General features: G+C 69.7%; 24 protein-coding genes and 1 pseudogene. 2 read left to right on the forward strand and 23 right to left on the reverse strand.

Annotated elements, in window-relative coordinates; all coding sequences use genetic code 11:
- From G481_RS24420 to G481_RS0117515, 14 genes and pseudogenes are all read right to left on the reverse strand, one after another.
- A pseudogene (locus G481_RS24420) lies at positions 1 to 959 on the reverse strand (baseplate multidomain protein megatron); the annotation flags it as partial.
- 9 nt (positions 960 to 968) lie between these two features.
- Positions 969 to 1403 carry an NlpC/P60 family protein gene (locus tag G481_RS0117450; protein WP_028031147.1) on the reverse strand — a complete coding sequence of 145 codons (435 nt, stop codon included), beginning with the start codon at positions 1401 to 1403 and terminating at the stop codon, positions 969 to 971.
- Entirely contained in the window at positions 1400 to 2284 is an 885-nt protein-coding gene (locus G481_RS0117455; protein ID WP_028031148.1) for a DUF2163 domain-containing protein, read from the reverse strand. The genes G481_RS0117450 and G481_RS0117455 overlap by 4 nt, the downstream gene beginning before the upstream one ends.
- On the reverse strand, positions 2281 to 2469 hold the full coding sequence (locus G481_RS26070; RefSeq protein WP_154664667.1) for a hypothetical protein: 189 nt from the start codon (positions 2467 to 2469) through the stop codon (positions 2281 to 2283). Before G481_RS26070 ends, G481_RS0117455 begins: the two co-directional genes overlap by 4 nt.
- Positions 2411 to 2641 carry a hypothetical protein gene (locus G481_RS0117460; protein WP_028031149.1) on the reverse strand — a complete coding sequence of 77 codons (231 nt, stop codon included), beginning with the start codon at positions 2639 to 2641 and terminating at the stop codon, positions 2411 to 2413. Before G481_RS0117460 ends, G481_RS26070 begins: the two co-directional genes overlap by 59 nt.
- A gap of 86 nt (positions 2642 to 2727) precedes the next feature.
- On the reverse strand, positions 2728 to 2958 hold the full coding sequence (locus G481_RS0117470) for a hypothetical protein (protein WP_028031150.1): 231 nt from the start codon (positions 2956 to 2958) through the stop codon (positions 2728 to 2730).
- Positions 2959 to 2961: 3 nt separating this feature from the next.
- Positions 2962 to 3621 (reverse strand): lysozyme, encoded by a 660-nt coding sequence (locus G481_RS0117475; RefSeq protein ID WP_028031151.1) that lies wholly within the window; start codon positions 3619 to 3621, stop codon positions 2962 to 2964.
- 128 nt (positions 3622 to 3749) lie between these two features.
- Positions 3750 to 4100 carry a hypothetical protein gene (locus G481_RS0117485; RefSeq protein ID WP_028031152.1) on the reverse strand — a complete coding sequence of 117 codons (351 nt, stop codon included), beginning with the start codon at positions 4098 to 4100 and terminating at the stop codon, positions 3750 to 3752.
- Complete coding sequence (locus G481_RS0117490) at positions 4097 to 4723, reverse strand: DUF2460 domain-containing protein (protein ID WP_028031153.1); 627 nt, start codon at positions 4721 to 4723, stop codon at positions 4097 to 4099. Before G481_RS0117490 ends, G481_RS0117485 begins: the two co-directional genes overlap by 4 nt.
- Positions 4723 to 7140, reverse strand: a complete 2418-nt coding sequence (locus G481_RS0117495) for a phage tail tape measure C-terminal domain-containing protein (protein WP_028031154.1) — start codon at positions 7138 to 7140, stop codon at positions 4723 to 4725. The genes G481_RS0117490 and G481_RS0117495 overlap by 1 nt, the downstream gene beginning before the upstream one ends.
- Positions 7133 to 7291, reverse strand: a complete 159-nt coding sequence (locus G481_RS25640) for a DUF7697 family protein (protein WP_223865943.1) — start codon at positions 7289 to 7291, stop codon at positions 7133 to 7135. Before G481_RS25640 ends, G481_RS0117495 begins: the two co-directional genes overlap by 8 nt.
- Before the next feature lie 68 nt (positions 7292 to 7359).
- The gene (locus G481_RS0117505; protein WP_028031156.1) at positions 7360 to 7797 is read right to left on the reverse strand and encodes a hypothetical protein; all 438 of its coding nucleotides are present in this window, start codon (positions 7795 to 7797) and stop codon (positions 7360 to 7362) included.
- A gap of 2 nt (positions 7798 to 7799) precedes the next feature.
- Entirely contained in the window at positions 7800 to 8738 is a 939-nt protein-coding gene (locus G481_RS0117510; protein WP_028031157.1) for a phage tail tube protein, read from the reverse strand.
- 139 nt (positions 8739 to 8877) lie between these two features.
- Complete coding sequence (locus tag G481_RS0117515; RefSeq protein ID WP_028031158.1) at positions 8878 to 9297, reverse strand: hypothetical protein; 420 nt, start codon at positions 9295 to 9297, stop codon at positions 8878 to 8880.
- 101 nt (positions 9298 to 9398) lie between these two features.
- Between G481_RS0117515 and G481_RS0117520 the strand changes: the two genes are divergently transcribed.
- Positions 9399 to 10442 (forward strand): hypothetical protein, encoded by a 1044-nt coding sequence (locus tag G481_RS0117520; protein WP_028031159.1) that lies wholly within the window; start codon positions 9399 to 9401, stop codon positions 10440 to 10442.
- Between the two features lie 18 nt (positions 10443 to 10460).
- On the opposite strand, the gene G481_RS0117525 is transcribed toward G481_RS0117520, so the two are convergent.
- From G481_RS0117525 to G481_RS0117565, 9 genes are all read right to left on the reverse strand, one after another.
- Positions 10461 to 11099 (reverse strand): DUF6441 family protein, encoded by a 639-nt coding sequence (locus G481_RS0117525; protein WP_028031160.1) that lies wholly within the window; start codon positions 11097 to 11099, stop codon positions 10461 to 10463.
- Entirely contained in the window at positions 11096 to 11407 is a 312-nt protein-coding gene (locus G481_RS0117530; RefSeq protein ID WP_028031161.1) for a head-tail joining protein, read from the reverse strand. The genes G481_RS0117525 and G481_RS0117530 overlap by 4 nt, the downstream gene beginning before the upstream one ends.
- The gene (locus G481_RS0117535) at positions 11407 to 12420 is read right to left on the reverse strand and encodes a major capsid protein (RefSeq protein ID WP_028031162.1); all 1014 of its coding nucleotides are present in this window, start codon (positions 12418 to 12420) and stop codon (positions 11407 to 11409) included. The genes G481_RS0117530 and G481_RS0117535 overlap by 1 nt, the downstream gene beginning before the upstream one ends.
- 82 nt (positions 12421 to 12502) lie before the next feature.
- Positions 12503 to 12868: a head decoration protein gene (locus G481_RS0117540; protein ID WP_028031163.1), complete on the reverse strand. Its 366-nt coding sequence runs from the start codon at positions 12866 to 12868 to the stop codon at positions 12503 to 12505.
- 4 nt (positions 12869 to 12872) lie between these two features.
- Positions 12873 to 13898, reverse strand: a complete 1026-nt coding sequence (locus G481_RS24425; RefSeq protein WP_051294637.1) for a head maturation protease, ClpP-related — start codon at positions 13896 to 13898, stop codon at positions 12873 to 12875.
- Positions 13899 to 13902: 4 nt separating this feature from the next.
- Entirely contained in the window at positions 13903 to 15423 is a 1521-nt protein-coding gene (locus G481_RS0117550; protein ID WP_028031164.1) for a phage portal protein, read from the reverse strand.
- A 3-nt stretch (positions 15424 to 15426) separates the two neighbouring features.
- Positions 15427 to 15642: a phage head-tail joining protein gene (locus G481_RS0117555; RefSeq protein ID WP_028031165.1), complete on the reverse strand. Its 216-nt coding sequence runs from the start codon at positions 15640 to 15642 to the stop codon at positions 15427 to 15429.
- 4 nt (positions 15643 to 15646) lie between these two features.
- A complete protein-coding gene (locus tag G481_RS25645; RefSeq protein WP_084451078.1) occupies positions 15647 to 18739 on the reverse strand; it encodes a terminase gpA endonuclease subunit in 3093 nt (1030 codons plus the stop codon).
- Positions 18687 to 19307 (reverse strand): hypothetical protein, encoded by a 621-nt coding sequence (locus G481_RS0117565; protein WP_028031167.1) that lies wholly within the window; start codon positions 19305 to 19307, stop codon positions 18687 to 18689. The genes G481_RS25645 and G481_RS0117565 overlap by 53 nt, the downstream gene beginning before the upstream one ends.
- Positions 19308 to 19418: 111 nt before the next feature.
- Here G481_RS0117565 and G481_RS0117570 point away from each other — a divergent pair, with 111 nt between their 5' ends.
- Entirely contained in the window at positions 19419 to 19688 is a 270-nt protein-coding gene (locus G481_RS0117570) for a hypothetical protein (RefSeq protein ID WP_035026625.1), read from the forward strand.
- Positions 19689 to 19695 lie beyond the last annotated feature (7 nt).

Here is a 19695-nt window from a genome sequence, read left to right on the forward strand (position 1 = left end):
CGGCTGACGCCATTGACCGACCAGCTGGCGGGCGTGGTCGACTTGGCCGACACCTCGACGCCCGGCCGCACCTTGCAGGCGCCCGCGCGCAGATCGTCGCCGAACCACGCCACGACGAGACTGACGCTCTCGACCGCCGGGGCCATGGCCTGAAGCCGGTCCAGTGACTCCACCATGTCCGTTGCATCCGGCAGCGCGTTCAGGTTCTCGGGCACCGTCGTGCCGCCATCGGTCTTGCGGATGGCCTGCGTCGCGTAGGTGAACTCGCCCGAGGCCGGGATCATGGTGACGGCGCGGGTCAGCCCCTCGGCGGTGTCGGGATCGGCGAGCGGCCGGAACACCTCGAAGGACAGCTGCGGCAGACGGTTGCCATAGGTCGAGAGCGCCAGTTCCTCGAAGACCACATAGGCCGTGCCGCGATAGGCTGGCGTGCTGGCCGCCCCCATTTTCGCGGCGATGAACGGATCGGCGATCTGCGCCTCGTCGCCGGGATACCAGCGCCAGGTGACGCCGGAGAGGTCCATCGGCTTGCCGTCGGCCCAGATGCGGCCGATGCCGGTGATCGGGCCCTCGCACAAGGCGACGGCGAAGCTGGCGTAGTACAGATACTCGGTCGTCTTGACCTTGCCGCCTCCGCCGCCCTTGCCGCCACCCTGCGTGGTGGTCTTGGTCTCCTCGCGGAAGTCGGTCGCCCAGATCACGTTCCCGCCCATCCGCATCCGCCCGTAGACGCGCGGGACGACGGCGCCCTCGGTCGAGGACGTGATCCGAAGGCTGTCGAGCCGCGGGCCCTCGATGCGCTGCGTCGGCGCGAGCGAGGACACGATCCAGCTGTCAACGACCGACCCAATGGTCGAGCCGACGAAGCCGCCGATGGTCGCGGCGCTGACGCCAAGGATCGCGCCACCGATCGAACCGCCGATGGCGGCGCCGGCCGCGCCAAGGACAAGCGTTGCCATGGTGTGGTCTCAGCGTTGCGGGAACAGGAAGGCGAAGGCGATGCGCCGCCGCCAGGCATTGGTGAGCGGTTCCTCGATCACGCCGAGCCGCTCGTAGGCGTGGAGGAAGGCGTCGGGCGTGGTGACGATCCCCACATGTTTGGCGATGGCGCGGGGCATCATCCTGAACAGCACCAGCGCGCCGGGACCGGCCTCGGCGGGCGACACCTCGATCATCATGGTGCGCGCGCCCTCGGCCAGAACTTCGCGCGGGCCAGTTTCGCCCCAGTCCCGGCTGTAGGGCGGGATCGGGAACGGCTCGGGACCGACGACCTCGCGCCAGACGCCGCGCGCGAGGCCAAGGCAGTCGCAGCCGACACCCCGAAGGCTCGCCTGGTTGTAATACGGCGTTCCGAGCCAGGCGCGCGCCGCCGCGATCACCCGCTCCGGATCAGCCGGGTTCACAGCACGCCCCCATCATGCCCTCCGTCTTTCGTCGCGTAGCGCAGGATCGTGTCCTGGCCGGGGATGTGCGGGAAGCCGCGGAAGTTGGCGGTGTTGGCGAACTTGGCGCCGCAGGTCTCGATCCGCTTGTCGCAGCCCGCGCGGATGGTGAAGGAATCGCCTTCCGCAACGGTCCGCACCTGCGCCTCTAGCAGGGTCAGCACGGCAATGTCGTCCGTCACGTCATGGCCCAGCACTTCGGTGCGCCGCCCGGCGTTCGCGCCGCTCGTCCATTCGACGGTGCCGAAGGTGAACCAGCCGGCCTCAAACCCGCCGAGGCCCGAGGCGGTGAAGGTTCGGTCGCGTAGAAGGTCGATCACGGCACCCGTGCCCTTGAAGGCTGGGTCCTCCAGATCGACGCCGCAGCGCGCATCGCCGAGCACGGCGTCGCAGGTCGCCTGGAAGGTCCGCCCGACCGTCTGGCCCAGCACATGGGCGAGCGAGCGGACCTCGGCCACAAAGGCCAGCCGCCCGCGCCGGATCTGGCCGATGGCGCCCCGGCGCATCAACACGCGCTGTCCGGTATCCGCCCAGTTCACCCGCCAGACCTCGACCTCGGCGTTGTCCCAGCGACCGTCGAGGATGTCGGTCTCGGTGATGCGGTCCGAGGTCAGCACGCCCTCGGCCTCCTGCGCATCGACCGACAGGTCCGATCCCGAGCGGACCTCGGAGGCGGTCAGTCCGCTCTCGGGCTCGAAGTCGGTCCCGTCGAAGCTGAGCGTCCGGTCGTGATCGGTGAAGCCGAAGGTGACGCCATCGGCGTGGCTGATCCGCCAGCACCAAGCGAGCGTCGTCGTGCCCTCGTCGAGATGGGCCTGCAGCGCGGGTGAGAGGGACTTCATCGGCAGGTTCCCGTCATGCGGTCGTCGAGATCGGCGATCCAGTCCGCCCATGCGGACGGCACCTCCGCCACGGTCTCGGCGGGTGGTCGGGCGAGCCGCGCCTCGGCATAGGAGGCGCAGCCGGCGTCACCAATGCCCGTCGTTGCGGCGCAGCCGCTCAGCGGGATCGCCAGCGCTGCGGCCATCACGAATCGCATCCCGCCCGCGCTCGACACGGTTGTTCTTGTCTTCGATCGCATCGCGTTCCGCCTCCCGTTTGCCTGCACGTTCCCCTTCCACGCGGCCCCAGACCCGGCCGAGCACGACGCCCCCGACCGCGCCCAGAGCCGCCACCAGCCAGATCAGGAGATCAGCCATCGTCCCGCTCCCCGCGCGCGGCGGCCACGCAGAGGGCGACAACGAAGACGCCAAGGCAGCCGCCCACGCCCAGACCTGCGAGGAACTCAAGCATCGCCGCGGAACCCCCGTTCGATCCGATCGCGCAGGCCGATCAGGCCCAGCCCGAGGAACATCAGCCCGGCCGGCGAGGCATCGCCAGAGCCGGCAAGCAGCGCGACGAGACGGGACAGCTCGCCGAGCGGCCCGGTGGCGGGCAGCGCGAGGGAGGCGATGCCGGTGAGCATCGCGAGCAGTCCCGCCCACCAGGTGAGCGAGTTGGGTCGGACGTAGCGCATGGGCTAGGCCCTCCGGATCAAGGTGGAGAAGAAGGCAGCCAGCCGGGCGAGCCAGCCGGGCGGCGCGTCGGGAGCAGGATCGAGGACCGGCGGCCTCGGCAGCGGCGACGGCCGCAGCAGCGCCAGAGCCTCGTCTTCGGTCAGGCGACGGACCGGTCGCGAGAAGTCCACCCGGCCCGTGCGATCCACGGACCAGACCGGGATCGTGCCGCCGGGATAGCGGCCATGGCGGAACAGGTCGCGCTCCCCCTCCCGGCGGGGGATGACGGAGGCCGGTCGCCGCCAGTTCAGAAACGCGTCGGCGGCTGCAACGCGATTGCCGGCATTGAGGTGGCGGGTCAGCGCAGCCTTGGCGATGCCGCCGGTGTTGTAGTGGAAGCTGACCAGCGCATCGAACTCGTGCGGCGCCAGCGGCACCTTCACCGCGCGTAGGACGGTGGCCTCGTAGCGCGCGAGGTCGGCCCGGAACACCCGGAACGCCTCGCGGATCCCGGCGTCGAGATCGGCGGGCATGCCGCGCGGCATCGTGGCCGGATCGGGCGGCCCGGCCGCGGCCGTGTGGCCGATGCCGAAGGTCCAGACCTGTTTCACATCGAGATAGGGCCCGGGCACGAGTCCTTCGTGCCGGACGAGGGCCAGCAGGCCCCGGTCAGTCATGTGCATGGGATTACCGGAGAAGCGAGAGGACCAGGATTAGCGCCGCGACTGCGAGACCGATGCGCAGGCGATGGGCGAAGGCCTGCCGGGGGTCGGCAGGGTCGCAGCGGAGAGAGCGCGCGAGGCGGAGAAGGTCATTCATCGCCGCCGCCTTCGTTGGCGCGGCGCAGGCGGGCGAGTAGCATTTCAATGAAGGCCGGCCCGAAGACGCCCACGAGATAGGCGGCGGACCCCGCCGCCCCGCCTGCGGGGATCGCCTCGGGCGGAAGGCTGAGCCAGGCGGTGATCACGGCCATGGAGAGGCTGCCCATCCCGGCCGCGATCAATCCGCCGAGCAGGATGTGCCGCAGCGCGTCGCGCAGCCGCATCTTCGTGGTCAGCGCATTCGTCGCGCCCCCGAGTGCGCCCCAGGCGGCGAGGATCACGGCGGTCGAGGCCGCAAGTTCGCGCAGCACGGCCGCAACGAAGCTGCCGGTGTCGTTCATCGCCGGATCTCCAGAAGCGGGATGGAGGTGATCGAGCCGAGCCGCTCGAGGTCGAGCGTCACGTCGAGCACGTCGGTGTCGAAACGGACGGGCACGTCGAATTCGAAGCCCGCGGTGATCGCGACGCCAGCGCCCGGCGCGACGCTGAAGGTGACGACGCCAGTGGTGGTGTCGACGGACCAGCCGGAGGGCTGCTCGACCCCGGCGAGCGCGATGCGCACGCTGCCCGCCACAGGCTTGGCGATGGTGCGCCACCAGGATTGCGCACCGGAGGCGTAGCGCTTCACCAGCTGGAAGGCGGTCGTCGCGCCGTCGCCGGTGCCGATCGCCTGGTCGGTGGGCGACGGCGTGCCCGAGGGAAGGCAGGACTTGTGGTCGCCCCAGTCCTTGAAGCGGAAGCCATGCAGCCGCCCGTTTCGTGCCTCGAAGAAGGCGACGACCGCCGCCAGATCGTCGGCGCGGCGGATCCCGTAGGCGACGTCGTAGCGACGGCGGCTGTTCGCCCAGCTGGCGTTGCGCTCCTCGTCGCCCGAGGCGAGCTCGACAATCTGCGTGCGACGCTCCGGCCCGCCACGCGCGCCCCGGCTGATGTCGTCTGGGAACCGGACCTCGTGAAACGCCATCACATGCCCCTCCGCCCGAGCGAGACCGCGCGCGCGATGTCGGCGGCGACCTGCGTGCGGGACTGCCGGAAGCTCTCTGCGTCACGCGCCATGATGGTGACGTTGACGCCACCGACTGCGCCGTAGCTCTGTGCCTCGCGACGCGACAGCACGCGCTCGCCGCGTTGCAGGATCGCGGGCACCTCGTCGTGGCGAAGCCCGGCCACGCCGCCGGAGTGCATGCGTGGGGCAGCGGCGAAGGCCATGGCCGGGACCATGCGCGAGGGCCCGGCCGATCCGACCATCCCGCCCGCATGCAGGACGTTGGCGAAGATGCCGCCCGCCCCGGAGAACACGCCCGAAAGCGCGTTGGCGATCGGCCCGAGGATGAAGCGCCGGGCGGCCAGCTTCGCGAGGTCGGCGAGCAGCGAGGTGACGAGATCGCGGAAGTTCAGCTTGCCGGTCTTCACGAACTCACCGACGGCGTTCTCTGCCGACTGGAAGGCTCCGACGAGGCTCTGGCCGATGTCGCCGCCGATCTCGCGCGCCTTGCTGGCATAGTCGGAGAGCGCCGCCGTGACGGCCTGCCAGCCGGTGACGGCGGCTTCGGTCGCGGGCTCCGCCGCCGCAGCAGCAGCCCCGGCAGCCGCACCAGCACCCGTCGCGGCGCGTCCGGCATCGCCGAGCGCGGTTTCCAGCCGCTCGGCCGCGCCCGTGGCCTCGGTCAGCGCATCGGCACCGGCTTCGTCGGTGCCGCGCACGGCATCACGCAGGGCATGCCAGCTTTCGAGGGGCGCACGGGCACCCTCAGCCAGATCGCGCGCGGCCCCGCGATAGAGGTTCGCGGACTCGAGCGCCCGGTTCGCCGCCTCAGTCAAGCCGAGATCGGGCGCGGTCAGCGGATTGTCCTCGAAGGCCCGGTCGAACGCCGCCTGCGCAGCCGTGGTCGCCGCCGTCGCCGCGCCCTCGAAGCGGTTCTCGATCTCGCCGAGGTCGAGGTCTGGCACCAGCGAGATGCGCCGCTCCGACCCGAGCGCTTCCAGCCCCTGGTTGATGCCGCCGATGAAGCCGTTGATCCGCGAGACCACCCCGTTCAGCATCGCCTCGACGCCGTCGACCAGGCTGTTGGCCGCCTGGAACGCCAGATCGCCGATGGCGGCGGGCAGCAGACCCCAGATCGCCTTGATCGCCTCGTAGGCGCCCTCGAACGTGTTCGCCGCCGTGTTGCCGAAACCGACGACGCTCTCGATGGCGCTCTGCATTCCGGAGGCGGCGTCCGCCTTCAGGTCGAAGAACATCGCCGTGGCGGCTGCGCCCGCCGCAGCCGCGCCCATCCTGATCCGCTCCCAGACTTCGACCGCGAGGTCCTTCAGGAGCGACATCGCTTCTCCGAAACCGCCCGCGCCGGAGACGAGGCGGGTGAACTGGTAGACGAGCTCACCCGCGCCGACGAGCAGCGCGCCGATGCCGGTCCGGATCAGGGCCCCGCGCAGCAGGACGAGCGCCGTGGCGAGCCCGCGCACCGACAGGGCCGCAGCCGCCATACCCGCGACCCAGCGGCCCGAGAGGAAGGCCGCGAAGGTGGCGGCATAGGTTGTGAGGCGGCCGATGTTGTCGAACAGCCCGCGGATCGCGATGCCGAGCGGCCCGGTGCGGCTGGCGACCGCAGCCATGGCGTTGGCGACGGCTTCCAGCGCAGGCGCTGCGGCGACAGCGAGCTGGTTCGACAGCCCGCGCCAGATCAGACCGAGCCTTGAGATGGCATCGTTCGTCCGCTCGATCTGGTCGGCATCCTGTTCGGAGACGACGACCCCGAAGGCGAGGACGTCCTCGGTCGCCTGGCGCAGCGTCGCCGTGTCGATCCGGCTCATGGCGATGGAGCCTTCCTCGCCGAAGAGCTGCCCCGCGACAGCCGCGCGTTCGGCGACAGGCACGAAGCTCTCGATTGCTGCGTTGATGGCGCCGACGCGCTGATCCAAAGGCAGTGCGATCAGCTCGTTGGCCGAGAGCCCCAGCCGGTCCAGCGCGTCGGCGGCGGGACCGGTCCCGGCGGCCGCCTGGCTGAGACGGCGCGTCAGATCCTTGGTGGCCTGTTCGATGCCGGACATCGACACGCCCGCCAGTTCGCCCGCCCGCTCCAGCGTCTGGATCGAGGCGACCGTGGTGCCGAGCGACTGCGCGAGCTTGGCCTGCGCATCCACAGCCTGCAGGCCGGAGCGGATCATCGCCACGCCCGCGGCGGCGGCAGCTGCCACGGCAGCGGCGGCGGCCACACGCACCCGCCGCGAGAAGGCGGCGAGCCGAGCGTTGGCCGCCTCCATCTCGCGGCTGAGCCGCCCGAAGCCACGGGCACCGGCCTCGCCGACGCCTTCGAGCTCGGCGCGTACCTGCCGCCCGCCGACCGCCGCAAGGCGGACGCTGACGCGTTTTTCAGCCATTGGGGCGTTCCATCTGTTCGTTGAGTTTGGCGACCATCACTGCTTCGATGACGGGCAGCAGTTCGGCCATGACGAGCGGCGGCACGCCGAGCGCGTCGCCGAGCGCCAGCGCCGCCGACATGTCCCAGCCGATCACCGCGCCGGGCAGCACACGCAGCTGCCCGCCGAGCCGGCCGACAAGGTCCCAGACCTGCCAACCCTCCGGCGTTTCCGGACGGTTCAGCCGCGCCGGGCAGTCCGGGCAGGCTTTCGCGCAGGCTTCGCAGTACCGCTCGCCCCCGCCGAAGGACCATTCGGCGAGGGCGCGGAGGCGTTTTTTTCCTGTTCCAGCAGCAGGCCCTTGGAGACGTAGGTCAGCTGAAACGCCTCGAAGATCGGCCAGACATCGAGCAGCGTGTCGATGGCCTCCGGGCTTGGGTCGATGGGGTTGCCGTCGGCGTCGCCGATGCCGTCCCAGCCGAGCACGGCCCGCCGCGCGAGCGCCCTCGCGAAGGCGACGGCGCGTTCCTCGTCCGAGGCTTCTTCCGGAACTGCCTCGACGGCGGGATCGCTCCGGGTCGCCACCATTAGCGCCGTGGTCAGCGGGCGCAGCTGCACCCGGACGCCGGGCGTGAGGTCATGCCAGCGCGGCGCGTTGGTCAGGTCGAGCGTCAGCATTCTCAGTACACCTCGATGTCGTTGATCAGAGTTGCGGTGCACATCCGGCCGACCACGCTGTCGCGGGCGGCCTGCCAGTCGAAGGTGGCCTGCACGCCCTGCGGCCCGGAGATCTCGATCCGGGGGCGCGGCAGGTAGACGGCGTGCACGGTGAAGGTGAAGCTCTCGCCGGATGGCAGGACATAGGCGAATTCCATCTCGCAGGCCTCGCCGTTGATGGCCTGCGTCACCAGTGTCTGATCGGCGAAGCGCACCTCGATCCGGCCGGTCAGCGCCGCGATGGACGGGTCGGCGCCGTCGATGCGCCCGTCCGAGCGGATGGTCTCGATCCGGTCGAGATTGTTGGCATAGGTGATCTCGGCCGAGACCACGTTGCCGAGGGCGGTGCTATTGCGAGTGATCGACCCGTTGAAATGCCCGAAGCGCTTCAGTTCCAGCGTGGCCGGGGTCCCGGCGCTGGTCGTCGTGCCCACCGTCTCGCCCTGCGCCACCAGCCGCGCCGTGGCGGTCAGCAGACCCGATCGCTGCATCTGCCAGGTGATCTGGTCGAGCACGCAGCCGGAATACATCGCGTAGCGCGGCACCTCCGGCATGCCGGTCTCGATCGACATGCTGGGCAGCGTCCAGGACCCGGACTGGAACTCGTGCGTCCACGGGCCAGTGCCCGTGGTCGTGGGTGTCCCGAAGGCTGCCTTCAGCCAGAAGCCGAAGGCCTCGGCGTCGAGCGGGACAATGACATCTCCATCGGCCGTCACCGCGTCCTTGATCGGTGCCAGCGGGTCGCGGCCGTAGCCGAGAAGCTCCGAGTTCAGCAGCGGCTGCTCCGCGCCGAGCGACGTGCTGGCGAACGACACCTTCGTGAAGCCGCTGATTGGCGGCGTGCCATAGACGGTCTCAAACGCAAGCGCCATCTGCGCCCGCGCCCCCTGGGCTCGTGCCATGGTGATCTCCTCGGGTAGTCGGGGTCAGCCGAGCGGGTCGGCCGTGGAATAGTGCAGGACGACCGGGAGTGAGGCGGATCAGACGACAGTCCAGTGGACTGTTGTCCCGCCGAACGCGGCCTTCAGGCTGGCCGCGCGGTCACCTCAGCGGATCGGCTGTTGAATAGTGCAAGACGACCGGAATGATCGCCGCCTTCAGGCTCGCCGCGCCCTCGACCGGCAGATCGACGGGCCGTGGCGCTTCCGCCTCGAGCCAGTCGCAGAGCCCGCCCAGCGTCCGGTCGGCGGCGAGTGTCGCGCCGATGCTGGCGGTCAGCGTGTCGAAGGCCGCGTCACGGTCGCCGCCCTGCACGACAGCCTCGATCTCGGCGCGGTGCTGATAGTGGTAGGCGAGCGGTGACAGCGTCACTTCAGGCTGGCCCGGCTCCCCGTCCCGAAGGATCAGAAGACCCTCCGCCGGCACGCGCTCGGGCAGCACCTCGCCGCGCAGCGCGGTCGCTGGCAGCGTCGAGAGCCGCGCGTGCAGCGCGGCGAGGATGGATTCGCGGATGGTTGCCATCAGGCGTTTCCCGAAAGACACTGGGGTTGGTGCGGTTTTCTGGGAGTAGGGTTGTCGCTCTCCGCCCAACAACTGTGTTTTGTTGCCGAGGGAAAGGATAGATGGCGTTAGGACGACTTTGGGCCGGCCGAGCCTACGGCACAAACACTGGCAACCTGTTTGCCAAACTGGACGGCGATGATGATGCACTGAACGGCACGCTTCATCTCAACGAGCCGGGCGTCGGCGTGGTAGTCTACGCGGTTCAAGGTTCCTTTGACGGAAATCAGCTCACACTAACTGGCCAGCCGCAGACGCAGATCGAGGGAATTGCGTTTGGTCAACTCACCGCGACGGCAAGCCTGGGCGCGAGGGGAGATCTCACCGGCGAGTGGGCAACCAATATCGGCTCTGCCGGAACCTTCATCCTATTCCCGCACGACCAAACCCAAGCCGTCGAAGCCGATCCCAGCAAGCTGCCAGATCAACTCCACACCGTCCGACACCATTTCCAGGCAATAGAGGTGGACCGCCAGCAGATTACTGCCATAGCCGACGAGATTCAGCGTGAATTCAGGAACGCTCAGGTAGTCGTCACTGTAACGGCGGACACGGAGCAATCCCGGTTCCTATCCGATTTCAAAACGCTCAACTTCAGCGCAGACCGGGCTGCCGTGATAAAGCTATATGTCAGGGAGCCCGAAGGCAGTGGCTTAGACAGGATCGCCTTGGTTGAATTTGGCCCCCAGGTCAACATGGCTATGACACAAGGCGGCGATGAGGCTTGGGTGTTTGGTATGCTCGAAAAGCTGAAGCGTAGCATCCGGCCACTGGAGCGGAGCTATACGACGAACTTCAAGAGGCTGGGCTTCGGAATCAATCAACTCCTTATAGTCGGCGCGATTATTTTCCTGCCCGATCTTGGCAGCCTCCGGGATCGAGCGACCCTTATGGCCGTCGTCCTTGCGCTTGCTTTCGCGGTCAACTGGCTGCATGGCCGGTACCTTCCGTTCGCAGCGATCTATCTCAGGAAGAAACCCACGGGCCTTTTTGCGAGGATGGCCCCGACCGCTGCCTCGTGGCTCATCGCAGCTACTGCGAGTATCGTGGCTGCATTAGTGGCCGCGTATCTCCAAGGCTGGCTGGCAATCCCCTCTGCGAGATAGTGGACCGGGGATCGTGCGCTACAGCCAACGTCTTACCTCCACCCAGCTCGCCACGATCAACCGCGGCACGCTGTCGTGCGCACGCGCGGCGGCCCGGTCCAGATCGAGCCGCTTCGGCAGCTTGACCTGCGGGACCAGCAGGAAGATCGGCGCTGTGACCTGGTTGCGGCCTGTCTTGGAGCGCGACGCCACCGCCTGACCGCGGGTGCTGATGCGGGCGCGGTCGGCGACGAGCAGGCTCGGCCCCGTGCGGCGATAGACGAACCGCAGGCGCAGGCCGCGCCGTCGCTCCCATTCGCCGGGCGTGATCTTGCCGCCGCGCAGGCCTCGCCCGGCGGCCTCGGTCGGGATCGCCAGCCAGAAGCCGTCCTTCGAACGGATCAGAGGACCGGTGTCGTGGGCTCCGACGATGACCGGGGCCTTTGACCAGACCAGCGCCGCGGCGTTCAGGCTCTCGCCGGCCTTCGGATAGGTCTGGCTCCGGATCGAGTTGGCGAGCCGCCCGCCGAGCCCCGCGCCGGTGATCTGGCCGCGCCAGGCGGTCTTGAGCCCGGTCCCGGCCTCGCGCATGGCAGCGGTGACGGCCTTCTCGCCCGCCTTCACCTCGGCGGCCATGGCGGCGACGAGGTCCGGCGTGATGTCGAGCCTCAGCTTCATGTCGGCCTCAGATCCACGGTCCAGACGAGCCGTTCGCGGTCGCGCACGGGCTCGCCCTGGACGAGGAACGCTTCGCCGTCGATCTCGATGCGGTCGCCCGGACGTGGCGTGGACACTTCGGTGAGGCGCAGATCCAGCCGAGTGGTCTCCGACCAGATGCGCGCCTCGCCGAAGCCGGTGACGTCGTCCGGACGGCGCAGGATCGCGCGGACCAGCGACGGCGCGCCGCCCTCGGCGGTGTAGACGACGTCGCGCGCCAGATGCGCGTCGGCGAAGAGCGCGTCGAGGGCAATGGCGAAGGCGGTCATCAGGTCCGCCTGGCCTGTCGCAGCACCTGCGGTCGGGTGCAGATCGGCAGCGGGTTGCTCTCGATCTCGAGCCGTACCCATTCGTCGCGGTCCCGGTCGGGAATGGTGCGGGCATAGAGCGGCTGGCCGAGGGTGTTGACGGTCTCGAAGGTGTCGGCGGGGGCGTAGTAGATCTCGAACAGCCCCTCGATACCTTCGGGATAGAAGAACGCCTTGTCGGTCGGCACGGTGAAGCCGACGCCGCCGCGATAACGGCGGAAGGTGATCCCCCCGAAGCTGACCTCATCAGCGACGCGACCGCGCAGGTCGGCCGCGGCGGCGGTGTTGAGATAGGTCTCGCGCACCTCCTTGTGGGCCACGAGATCGGCGAAGAAGGCCGAGCCGCATTCCGCGCGGATCTGCACGGCGCCGGCCGAGAGCCCGCCCATCGAATCCTCGACGCTCTCGATGAGCGCCTGGCAGCGCTTTCGCAGTGCTCCCGAGGCCGGGCTCGCATTGTCGAGGTCGAAGTCGATCTCGGCCGCCGGCGTGATGCCGAACTCTGTGAAGTAGTTGACGACCGTGGCGTGGTCCTTCGGGTCCTTCACCAGCCCCTGGATGCCGTTCAGGAGGTGATACTCGAAGGTCGTCTCCGCGTCCTGGCGGAGCTTGCGCAGCCTGTACGCCACCTCGGTCTGGACCTGCTGGGTGGCGCTCTCCGAGCCGAAGTCGCGGACGGACTGGATCTCGGAGGCCCAGAGCACGTCCTGCTTCTTGAACTGGCGGCAGACGAAGGCGCGCATCTCGCGGCGATCAGGAACCTGCTGCTCGTAGGCCGAGCCGCGCTCCGAGAACGGGATCAGCGACAGCGTGCCGTCGCGGCTCTCGATCACGACGGTGCGGGCGCGCACGCCGCGCGGGCTGAAGAGGTTCGAACCCGAGAGCAGCGCCGGCTTGTAGGGGATGTTCTCGAGCGCACGGGTGAGCTCGACGATGGTGAAGGCATCGCCTTCGAAGATGTCCATGGTGGCCATGAGGATGCCTCCTGTCTGGAGCGCGCCCAGCAAAAGTGGACGCCGGTTTTGCGTCCGGGCGCGCGTGAATAAGGGAATTGGATCAGCGGACGAGGATGCCCGCGGCGAGGAGCGCCGTGTGGGCGGCCGCGATCTCGCCCTCGCTCGGCGTGCCGGCAAAGACGAGGTCGTGGCGGTTGACGATGGCGGGGCCGCGGACGACCGCGACGGCGGCCGCATCGCCCGCGCTCGCGTCGGCCTTGCCCCAGAGCACGGCGACGGCGGTCTCGGTGCCGTCGACGGCGGCCGGGTCGTGGGCGGCGTACTTGCCCGAGGCGGTGATCTTGCCGAGCACCGTGCCGGGCGCGAGCGTGCCCGCCGCGACGGTGATCGTCTCGCGGGTGTAGTCGCGGAAGGCTTCCCAGACGAGGAAGCCGCCGGGGTGCGTGCCTTCGGTGAGCGTGGTCATGGTGTCATCCTTTCAGCTTGAAGGTGCGGGCGACGATCTCGCCCCAGGGGCGCGCGGCCGAGGAGCGGCCGGGCTGCGGGTGATGGGGCGCGATCTCGGGCTCGGCCTCGGCCTTTGCGGCGAGCAGCGCGGCGCGCACCTCGGCGAGGCTGGCGTCCTCTTCGAGGAACTTGCCGGCCATCTGCGGCTGGCCCGCAAGGCGGCAGAGATCGATCACGGCCCGAGCATGCCCGATGGCTGCCGCGCGGATCGCGGCGGGGTCCGGCGGCGCACCGCTGGGCGGTGGCGTTACGGCCGGAGGCTGAGCGGTGGCGGCGGAGGCGGCCTGCTCGTCTTCGGCATCAGAAAGCTGATCTCCTTCGGCGGCCTCGTCGGTGTCTTCGTCCGCTTCGATCTCACCGCCGTCGCTTTCGTCGTCGGGCTCCGGCTCGCCTTCGACCGGCTCGGCCAACCCCGGCGGCGCGTTCCGGAAGCGCCCGATGTCGAAGTTCGCGGCGATCCGGACGGGCTCGACCAGCCGGTCGGCGAAGCCCTGCGCCACCGCGTCCGACGCGTCGAACCAGGTCTCGGCGGACATGAGTGCGGACACTTCCTCCGGTGTCCGGCCGGATTTCGTCGCGTAGCCGGAGACGAGGCTGCCCTTCACCTTGTCGAGCGCCTCGGCCATGGCGCGCATGTCCTCGGCCGTGCCCATCACGAGGCCGGCTGGATCGTGGATCATCAGGAAAGCGTTCTCGGGCATGACGATCTCGTCGCCCGCCATGGCGATGTAGGAGGCGGCCGAGGCGGCGATGCCGTCGATCCAGACCGTGACCGGGCCCTCGTGCCGCTTGAGTGCGTTGTGGATCGCGACCGCGTCGAAGACCGACCCGCCGGGACTGTTGAGCCGCAGATCGACGGGCGTGCCCTCGGGCAACGCGCCCAGTTCGGCGAGGAACCCCTTCGCCGAGACGCCGTAGGCGCCGATCTCGTCATAGATCGCCACTTCCGCACCGGTCCCCCGGGCCCGGATCGCATACCAGCTTGCCATGTTGTCACTCCTGTTCGGTGGCCGGATCGGTCGTCGCCGCGCCCTCGTCCCTGTCGTTGCCGGCGCCGTCGCCGGGCTCGGCCCGCGTTGCCGGCGTCGCACGAGCGCCCTGCGTCTCGCCCGGGCTCGTGCGGTAGCGCAGGCCGAGCCCCGTCGCGCGCGCGGCATCGGCGGCGTTCTCGCGATCCACTTCCTCGATGTCGTAGCCGGTGGCCTCGACCACCTTGCGCCGCGAGGTGATGCCGGCCTCCATCGCCAGGACCTGCGCCTGGATGTCCTTCAGCGGATCGACCCAGTCCCAGCGCGGCGGGATCCACTGCACCGGCCGCACCACCGCGGGATCGGCGTCGAGCGCGCCCGACAGCACCGCCGTCTCCAGCCAGCGCAGCCAGACCGCGCGGCAGAGCTGGTGGACGATCACGCCATGCTGCAGCTGGCCGATGCGGCGACGGAACTCCACGAGTTCGGCCCTGAGGCTGGAGTAATTCGCCTGACGGACATCGCCGGTGACGAGGTGATAGGGCAGCCCCAGCGAGGCCGCGACCGAGAGCAGCGTCCGGTACTGGAACGCCTCGTAGCTGCTGCCGACATCCGCCGGCGACGAGAACTTCACGTCCTCGCCCGGCAGCAACACCTGCATCGTGCCGGGTTCGAGGCTCGCGATGGCCGCGCCGTCGAGATCCGCTTCGGCCTCGCCCATCATCGGCTCTTCCGGCGCGGTCTTGGTGATGAAGCCCGCGAACATCGCCGCGGTCTTCTTCCGGTCGAGCTCGGCGTCGTCGTACTGGTCCAGCAGGAACAGCCGCACCATCGCGGGCGCGATATGCGGCAGCCCCCGGATCTGGCCGGCATCGATGGGCCGGTAGACGTGCAGCACGTCGGCCGCCGGCACGCGCACCGTCTCCGGGATCACCGCTCCCTGGTCGGTGCTGTCGCCCGGGTGGCGGCGGCGGAAGTGGTAGGCCACGCGCCGGCCGATCGCATCGAACTCGATCCCGCAGCGGATGCGGTTGCCGTTGGCCGCCGTCTCGGTCTTCTCGAAGGGCAGCATTTCCGACTGGAGAAGCTGCAGTTGGAACGGGACCAGCAGCCCGTCCTCGGCGCGTCTTGGGCGCAGCCGGACGAAGCACTCGCCGGCCACGAACATCTCCCGCGCGACCATGGCCTGCAGACCGTAGAAGTCCGTCAGACCGTCCGCATCGGCCTCGTCGGTCCAGGCGAGCCAGAGCCGCTGGACCCGGTCGCGCAGATCGGCGTCTCCGATGAGCGACGAGGGCTTGATGCCATCGCCGACGAGGTTGGCGGCGAAGGCCTCACAGGCATTGGCGGCATAGCCGTTCGTCACCACCAGCTCGCGGGACCGCGCCAGGAGCCGCGGGCCGCCCGAGGCGACCAGCGCATTGATGTTCTCGAGCGGCGGGTTCCAGCCCCGCAGCCGGCGTTTCGCCATGGCGCCTTCGAGACGGGCGCGCACGGCAGCGGGGCCGCCGGTGGAGCGGCGGCGGAAACGGTCGAAGAGGCGCATGCTTCAGAGGCCCTTCGCTGTCGTCACGCGCACATGTCGGACGATCCGACGCCCCTCGGCGGTCGCGATCTCGCGGTCGAGCGCCTCGATGGCCCGGTCGATCTCGGCCACGCTCCGATAGTCCACGGTCTTGCCTTCATAGCTGACCCGCGCCACGCCAGAGGACCGCTGCGCGGCCAGCGCGTCGCGGCGGGCGCGGAGCTCTGCGGCCGTGGCCATTGGGTCACCTCATGTAGCTCGAGCGCACCGTGCGCCGGCGCGGCGTCGTTCGGGTCGTGACGGACGGCGCCGCTGCCGCGCCGGCCTCGGATCCTTCCGGCTTCGCCACACCGAGCTGCGCTTCCAGATCGGCCCATCGCGCCTCGGGCCAGCGATCGGCACCGGCAATCCACGCCGCCGCGCGGGCATAGACCCGGCAGTCCAGCGCCTCGTTGCGCTCGCGCAGCTTCTGCCATTCGAGCCGCGCGAAGCCGCGTTTCGTCCGCACGGTCACCAGCTGCTCGGCGGTCAGCTGCTTCAGCCATTCGCCGTCCGCCCAGTCCGGCAGGTGGATCGTGCCGGGCGGACACAGCGCGCCCGCCGCCTGTTCCTCCCTCGTCGGCCGGTCCTGCCGCAGGAAGCGATAGGTCTCGGCCTTGAAGGTCGAGGTCGCCACGGTCCAGAGCCGGGCGCCGCGCCGGAGCCGCTTGCCCGCGATAGTCGCGTCGACATAGGTCGGCCCGGTCACTGGGCTTGTCCGGGTGAACCCCTCGACGCCCTTCACCGGCGCCACCTGCGCGAACCCCACCTGGCGCGACCAGGCATAGACCGCGCTGGTCTCGTAGCCCGTGTCGATCGCGAGCCGGGCGAGCGTCATCCGCTGACCCGAAGCATGCGTCCAGGTCCGCCCGAGCAACTCCGTCAGCTGCTGCCAGCAGGCCGGATCGCCGGGGCCGCCCTCGAGCACGAGGTGATCGACAAGCCAGCTTTCCAGCCCGCGGCCCCAGCCCCAGACGTCGACCTCGATCCGGTCCTTCTGCACGTCGGCGCCCGCGGTCAGGAACAGACCGCGATCGGGCACCGTGCCTGGGGACCATGCCTCGCGCCGGTCCGCCAGCCGCTGCCAGTCGGGCGCCTCGCCGGTCTCCATCCACGTCTCGCCGAGGATGGTGTTCCGGAACGCCCGCATCGCCTCGTCGCTGCCCCGTGCCGCTTCATGCGCTCGCGCGATCCGCTGCCAGCTGAGCCAGCCCACCGGCGAATAGAGCGCCGAGAGGTGGTAGCCGACCGTGGTCGGATCGGCGGCGGTGGCGGTCGCGCGCCACTCGCCGCGCTCGAGCATCCTCGTCTTGTGATGCTCCGCGAGGGGCCGTTCGCAGCCCTCGCAGAGATACTCCGCCGTCTCCGGGCGCCCCTTCTCCCAGCGCAGCCGGTCGAACTTCAGCCACTGCATCGCCTCGCAATGCGGGCACGGCACGAAGTAGCGCCGCTGGTCGGAGGCCTCGAACTCCCGCTCGATCCGGGAGAGCCCCCGGATCGTAGGCGTCGAGACCAGGAAGACCTTTCGCCGATGGGCGAAGGTCAACGACCGGGCCTCGGCCAGCGTGACCGGGTCGCCTTCCTCGTCGGCCGAGGCCGGATAGGCGTCGACCTCGTCGAGGAAGATGTACCGCGCCGGAGTGGACCGCAGTCCGACCGCCGAGTTCGCGCCCGTCATGATCAGGATGCCGCCTGCGAACTCCTTCGACAGCATCGTGTTGCCCGCATCCCGCGAGCGGGCGGGCTTCACCCGCTCCCGCAGGTCCGGGCTCTCGTCGATCAGCGGATCTATCCGCTGGCGCGAGTTGCGCTTGGCCAGCTCCACGGTCGGCTGGACCGCGAGCATCGGCCCCGGGGCCTGGTGGATCACGAAGCCGATCCAGTTGTTGCCGGCCTCGGTGTTGTGCGTCGGGATCCAGCCCTTCCCGCAGAGAAACAGGTGGCTCGGAGAGTCGACCTCGATGCAGCGCACCGGCACGCTCGGCGCCGGCCGGATCGCGACGATCCGCCGGCGGCGGCTCCGCCACGGCCGCCCGGTCTCGACCGGGCGCATCCGGGCCCGCTTGCGCGAGAGCCGGAACATCGGCTCCTCGGCATAGGCCGTCCAGGACACGCGCCAGTATTCGGCCGACATCGTCGCGCGGCCGCCCGGCCCGAACACCTTGCGGCGGCTGCCCATCCGATAGATCGCGGGCTTGTATCCCAGGCCGCGGAGCAGTTCGACCATCGCATCGACGAGGCCCCGGTCGGCATTCGAGAATTCGCAACGCTTGCCGTCCGGCGTGATCGTGCCGTCGGAGTCCATCAGCCCGCGCACGAGCTCGAGCCGCTGGGCCCGGCTCGCCCGCATGTAGGCGAGCGGCACGTGCTTGTTGTCGAGCACGTCCAGCTGCCTCAGCCGCGTCACGAAATGCGACCGGAAGCAGTCCGAGAGCGACGCGCCGTCCGCGCGCCGCATCCGGAAGGTCGGATCGATCACGACGTTGGCGAGCCTGCCCTTGCGCCACTTCGGCAGTCGGAACTCGGCCTCGACGCCGCAGGCCCGCAAGTGCTCGACGATCTCGGCGTCCTCCTCATGCGCCGAGATGTGGTTCATGATCGACGAGCCGTCCCCGAGCCAGAGGCCGAGCACGTACGGGTGCAGGATCAGGTCCTGGTCCGGCATGTCGACCGCGTCGCAGCAGTCGATGGCATAGCGCCGGCGCTTGCCCTTCGCGCCGATGGTCACGCGCCCGGCCATCTCCGCCGTGGTCAGCGTGCGCGCGGCGGGCCTGCCGTTCGTGAAGTCCCACACCGCCCAGCGATGATCGCCGTCCGCGACGATCCGCTCGCCATCGTCGAATTCGACCGCGAAGCAGGCGCGTTTCTCGAACACCGGCGACAGGCCGGTGACCTGACAGATGCGTCCGCACTCGTCGTAGAGCAGATCGCCCTCGGCGATCTCGCCCATGGTCGTCCAGCCGAAGGGCGTGGGCACCGCGGTGTCGAGCGCGAGCGGCGCGCCCACCTGCGCCGCCTTCATGAACACGACTCGCTGGGCCGGATCGCCCGGGCTGAGCCGGTCCATGATTTCGCGCATGTAGGGCGTGCGCGCGCTCCGGTACCGCCCCGGCTCCGCCGAGGCGCGCGAGCCCAGCCGCCGGTGCCGATCCGCCCACTGCGAGACCGTCAGGTCCGGATCGGGACGGATGCCGCTGCGCCACGCCCGAAGAAGTCCCTCCGCCCCGTCGAAGTCGAACAGACCCTCATCCGAGCCTCGGCCGGATCTCCGCGAGGCTGTCGAGTTGGGCGCGGACATGGGTTTCGAGCAGTCTCTGGATCAGCGCGGCAGTCACCGCCGGTTCTGGGGCGCCGTTGTCGGCAGTCTCCGGGTGCTCGAGCGTCGCGGTCAGTTCCGACGCCATCTGTGCGGCCACCCGCGCCGGCCAGGTTACCCATGCGTCGCGTTCGTCACGCGCGAGCCGGAACATCAGCGTCTCCGCCCGCGCGCGGTCGATCAACTCGCCCTTCAGCTTCTGAAGCCGGAGGCGCCGTTCCTGCGCCTTCAGCACCTCGTTCGCGGTCTTCGCCTTCATGAAGGTCGCGCCTTCGCCGACCTCCGGCACTGATACCCCGTGCTCCCGAAGGGTCTCGCCAACGGCCGCGACGGCCGCCGCAGGCACCGGCTTCATACCGGCGGGGCGAGCCGCAGCCTTTGGTCGGCTCTTGGACGGGTCGGTCGTCTCTGCCCGTCGCCGGTCCGACGCGTCCGAGTCGATGCTGCCATCGGGGAAAAGGACCAGACGCCCCGCCTTCTTCGCTTTCTGGATCGCCCCGCGCGAGAGCCCGACGCGCTCGGCGTACTGGCGCTCGCTCAGCCCCTGCATCCGGAACTCCGATTATCATTTGTGATCAGGCGCTTATTGAGTTGATAAGCCCCTCAGAGCGAGCGAACGTCCCATCGACGACGCGATGCAACTCGATCCGGAGCCGCCACGATGACCCGCCCGAACCCGATCACCACGCCCCGCCACGAACTGCGCGCCGAGAAGGCGCAGCGGAACCGAGAGGCGGCGCTCGGCGCCTTCATCGCGAAGAAGGCCGAGATCGACGCGATGCTCGCCCGGCTGCAGGCGCTCAGCGACGATCACTTCGACGGCCACCCCGACGAGATCGACTGGGGGCATGTCGGCACCCTCGAGCATTACGCCAGCCTCCTGAAGCGGATCACCGACAGCGCCTTCGGCGAGGGCGAACACGCCGAGTAACCGATCG

The sequence above is a fragment of the Gemmobacter nectariphilus DSM 15620 genome (assembly GCF_000429765.1).
Lineage (GTDB): Bacteria > Pseudomonadota > Alphaproteobacteria > Rhodobacterales > Rhodobacteraceae > Wagnerdoeblera > Wagnerdoeblera nectariphila.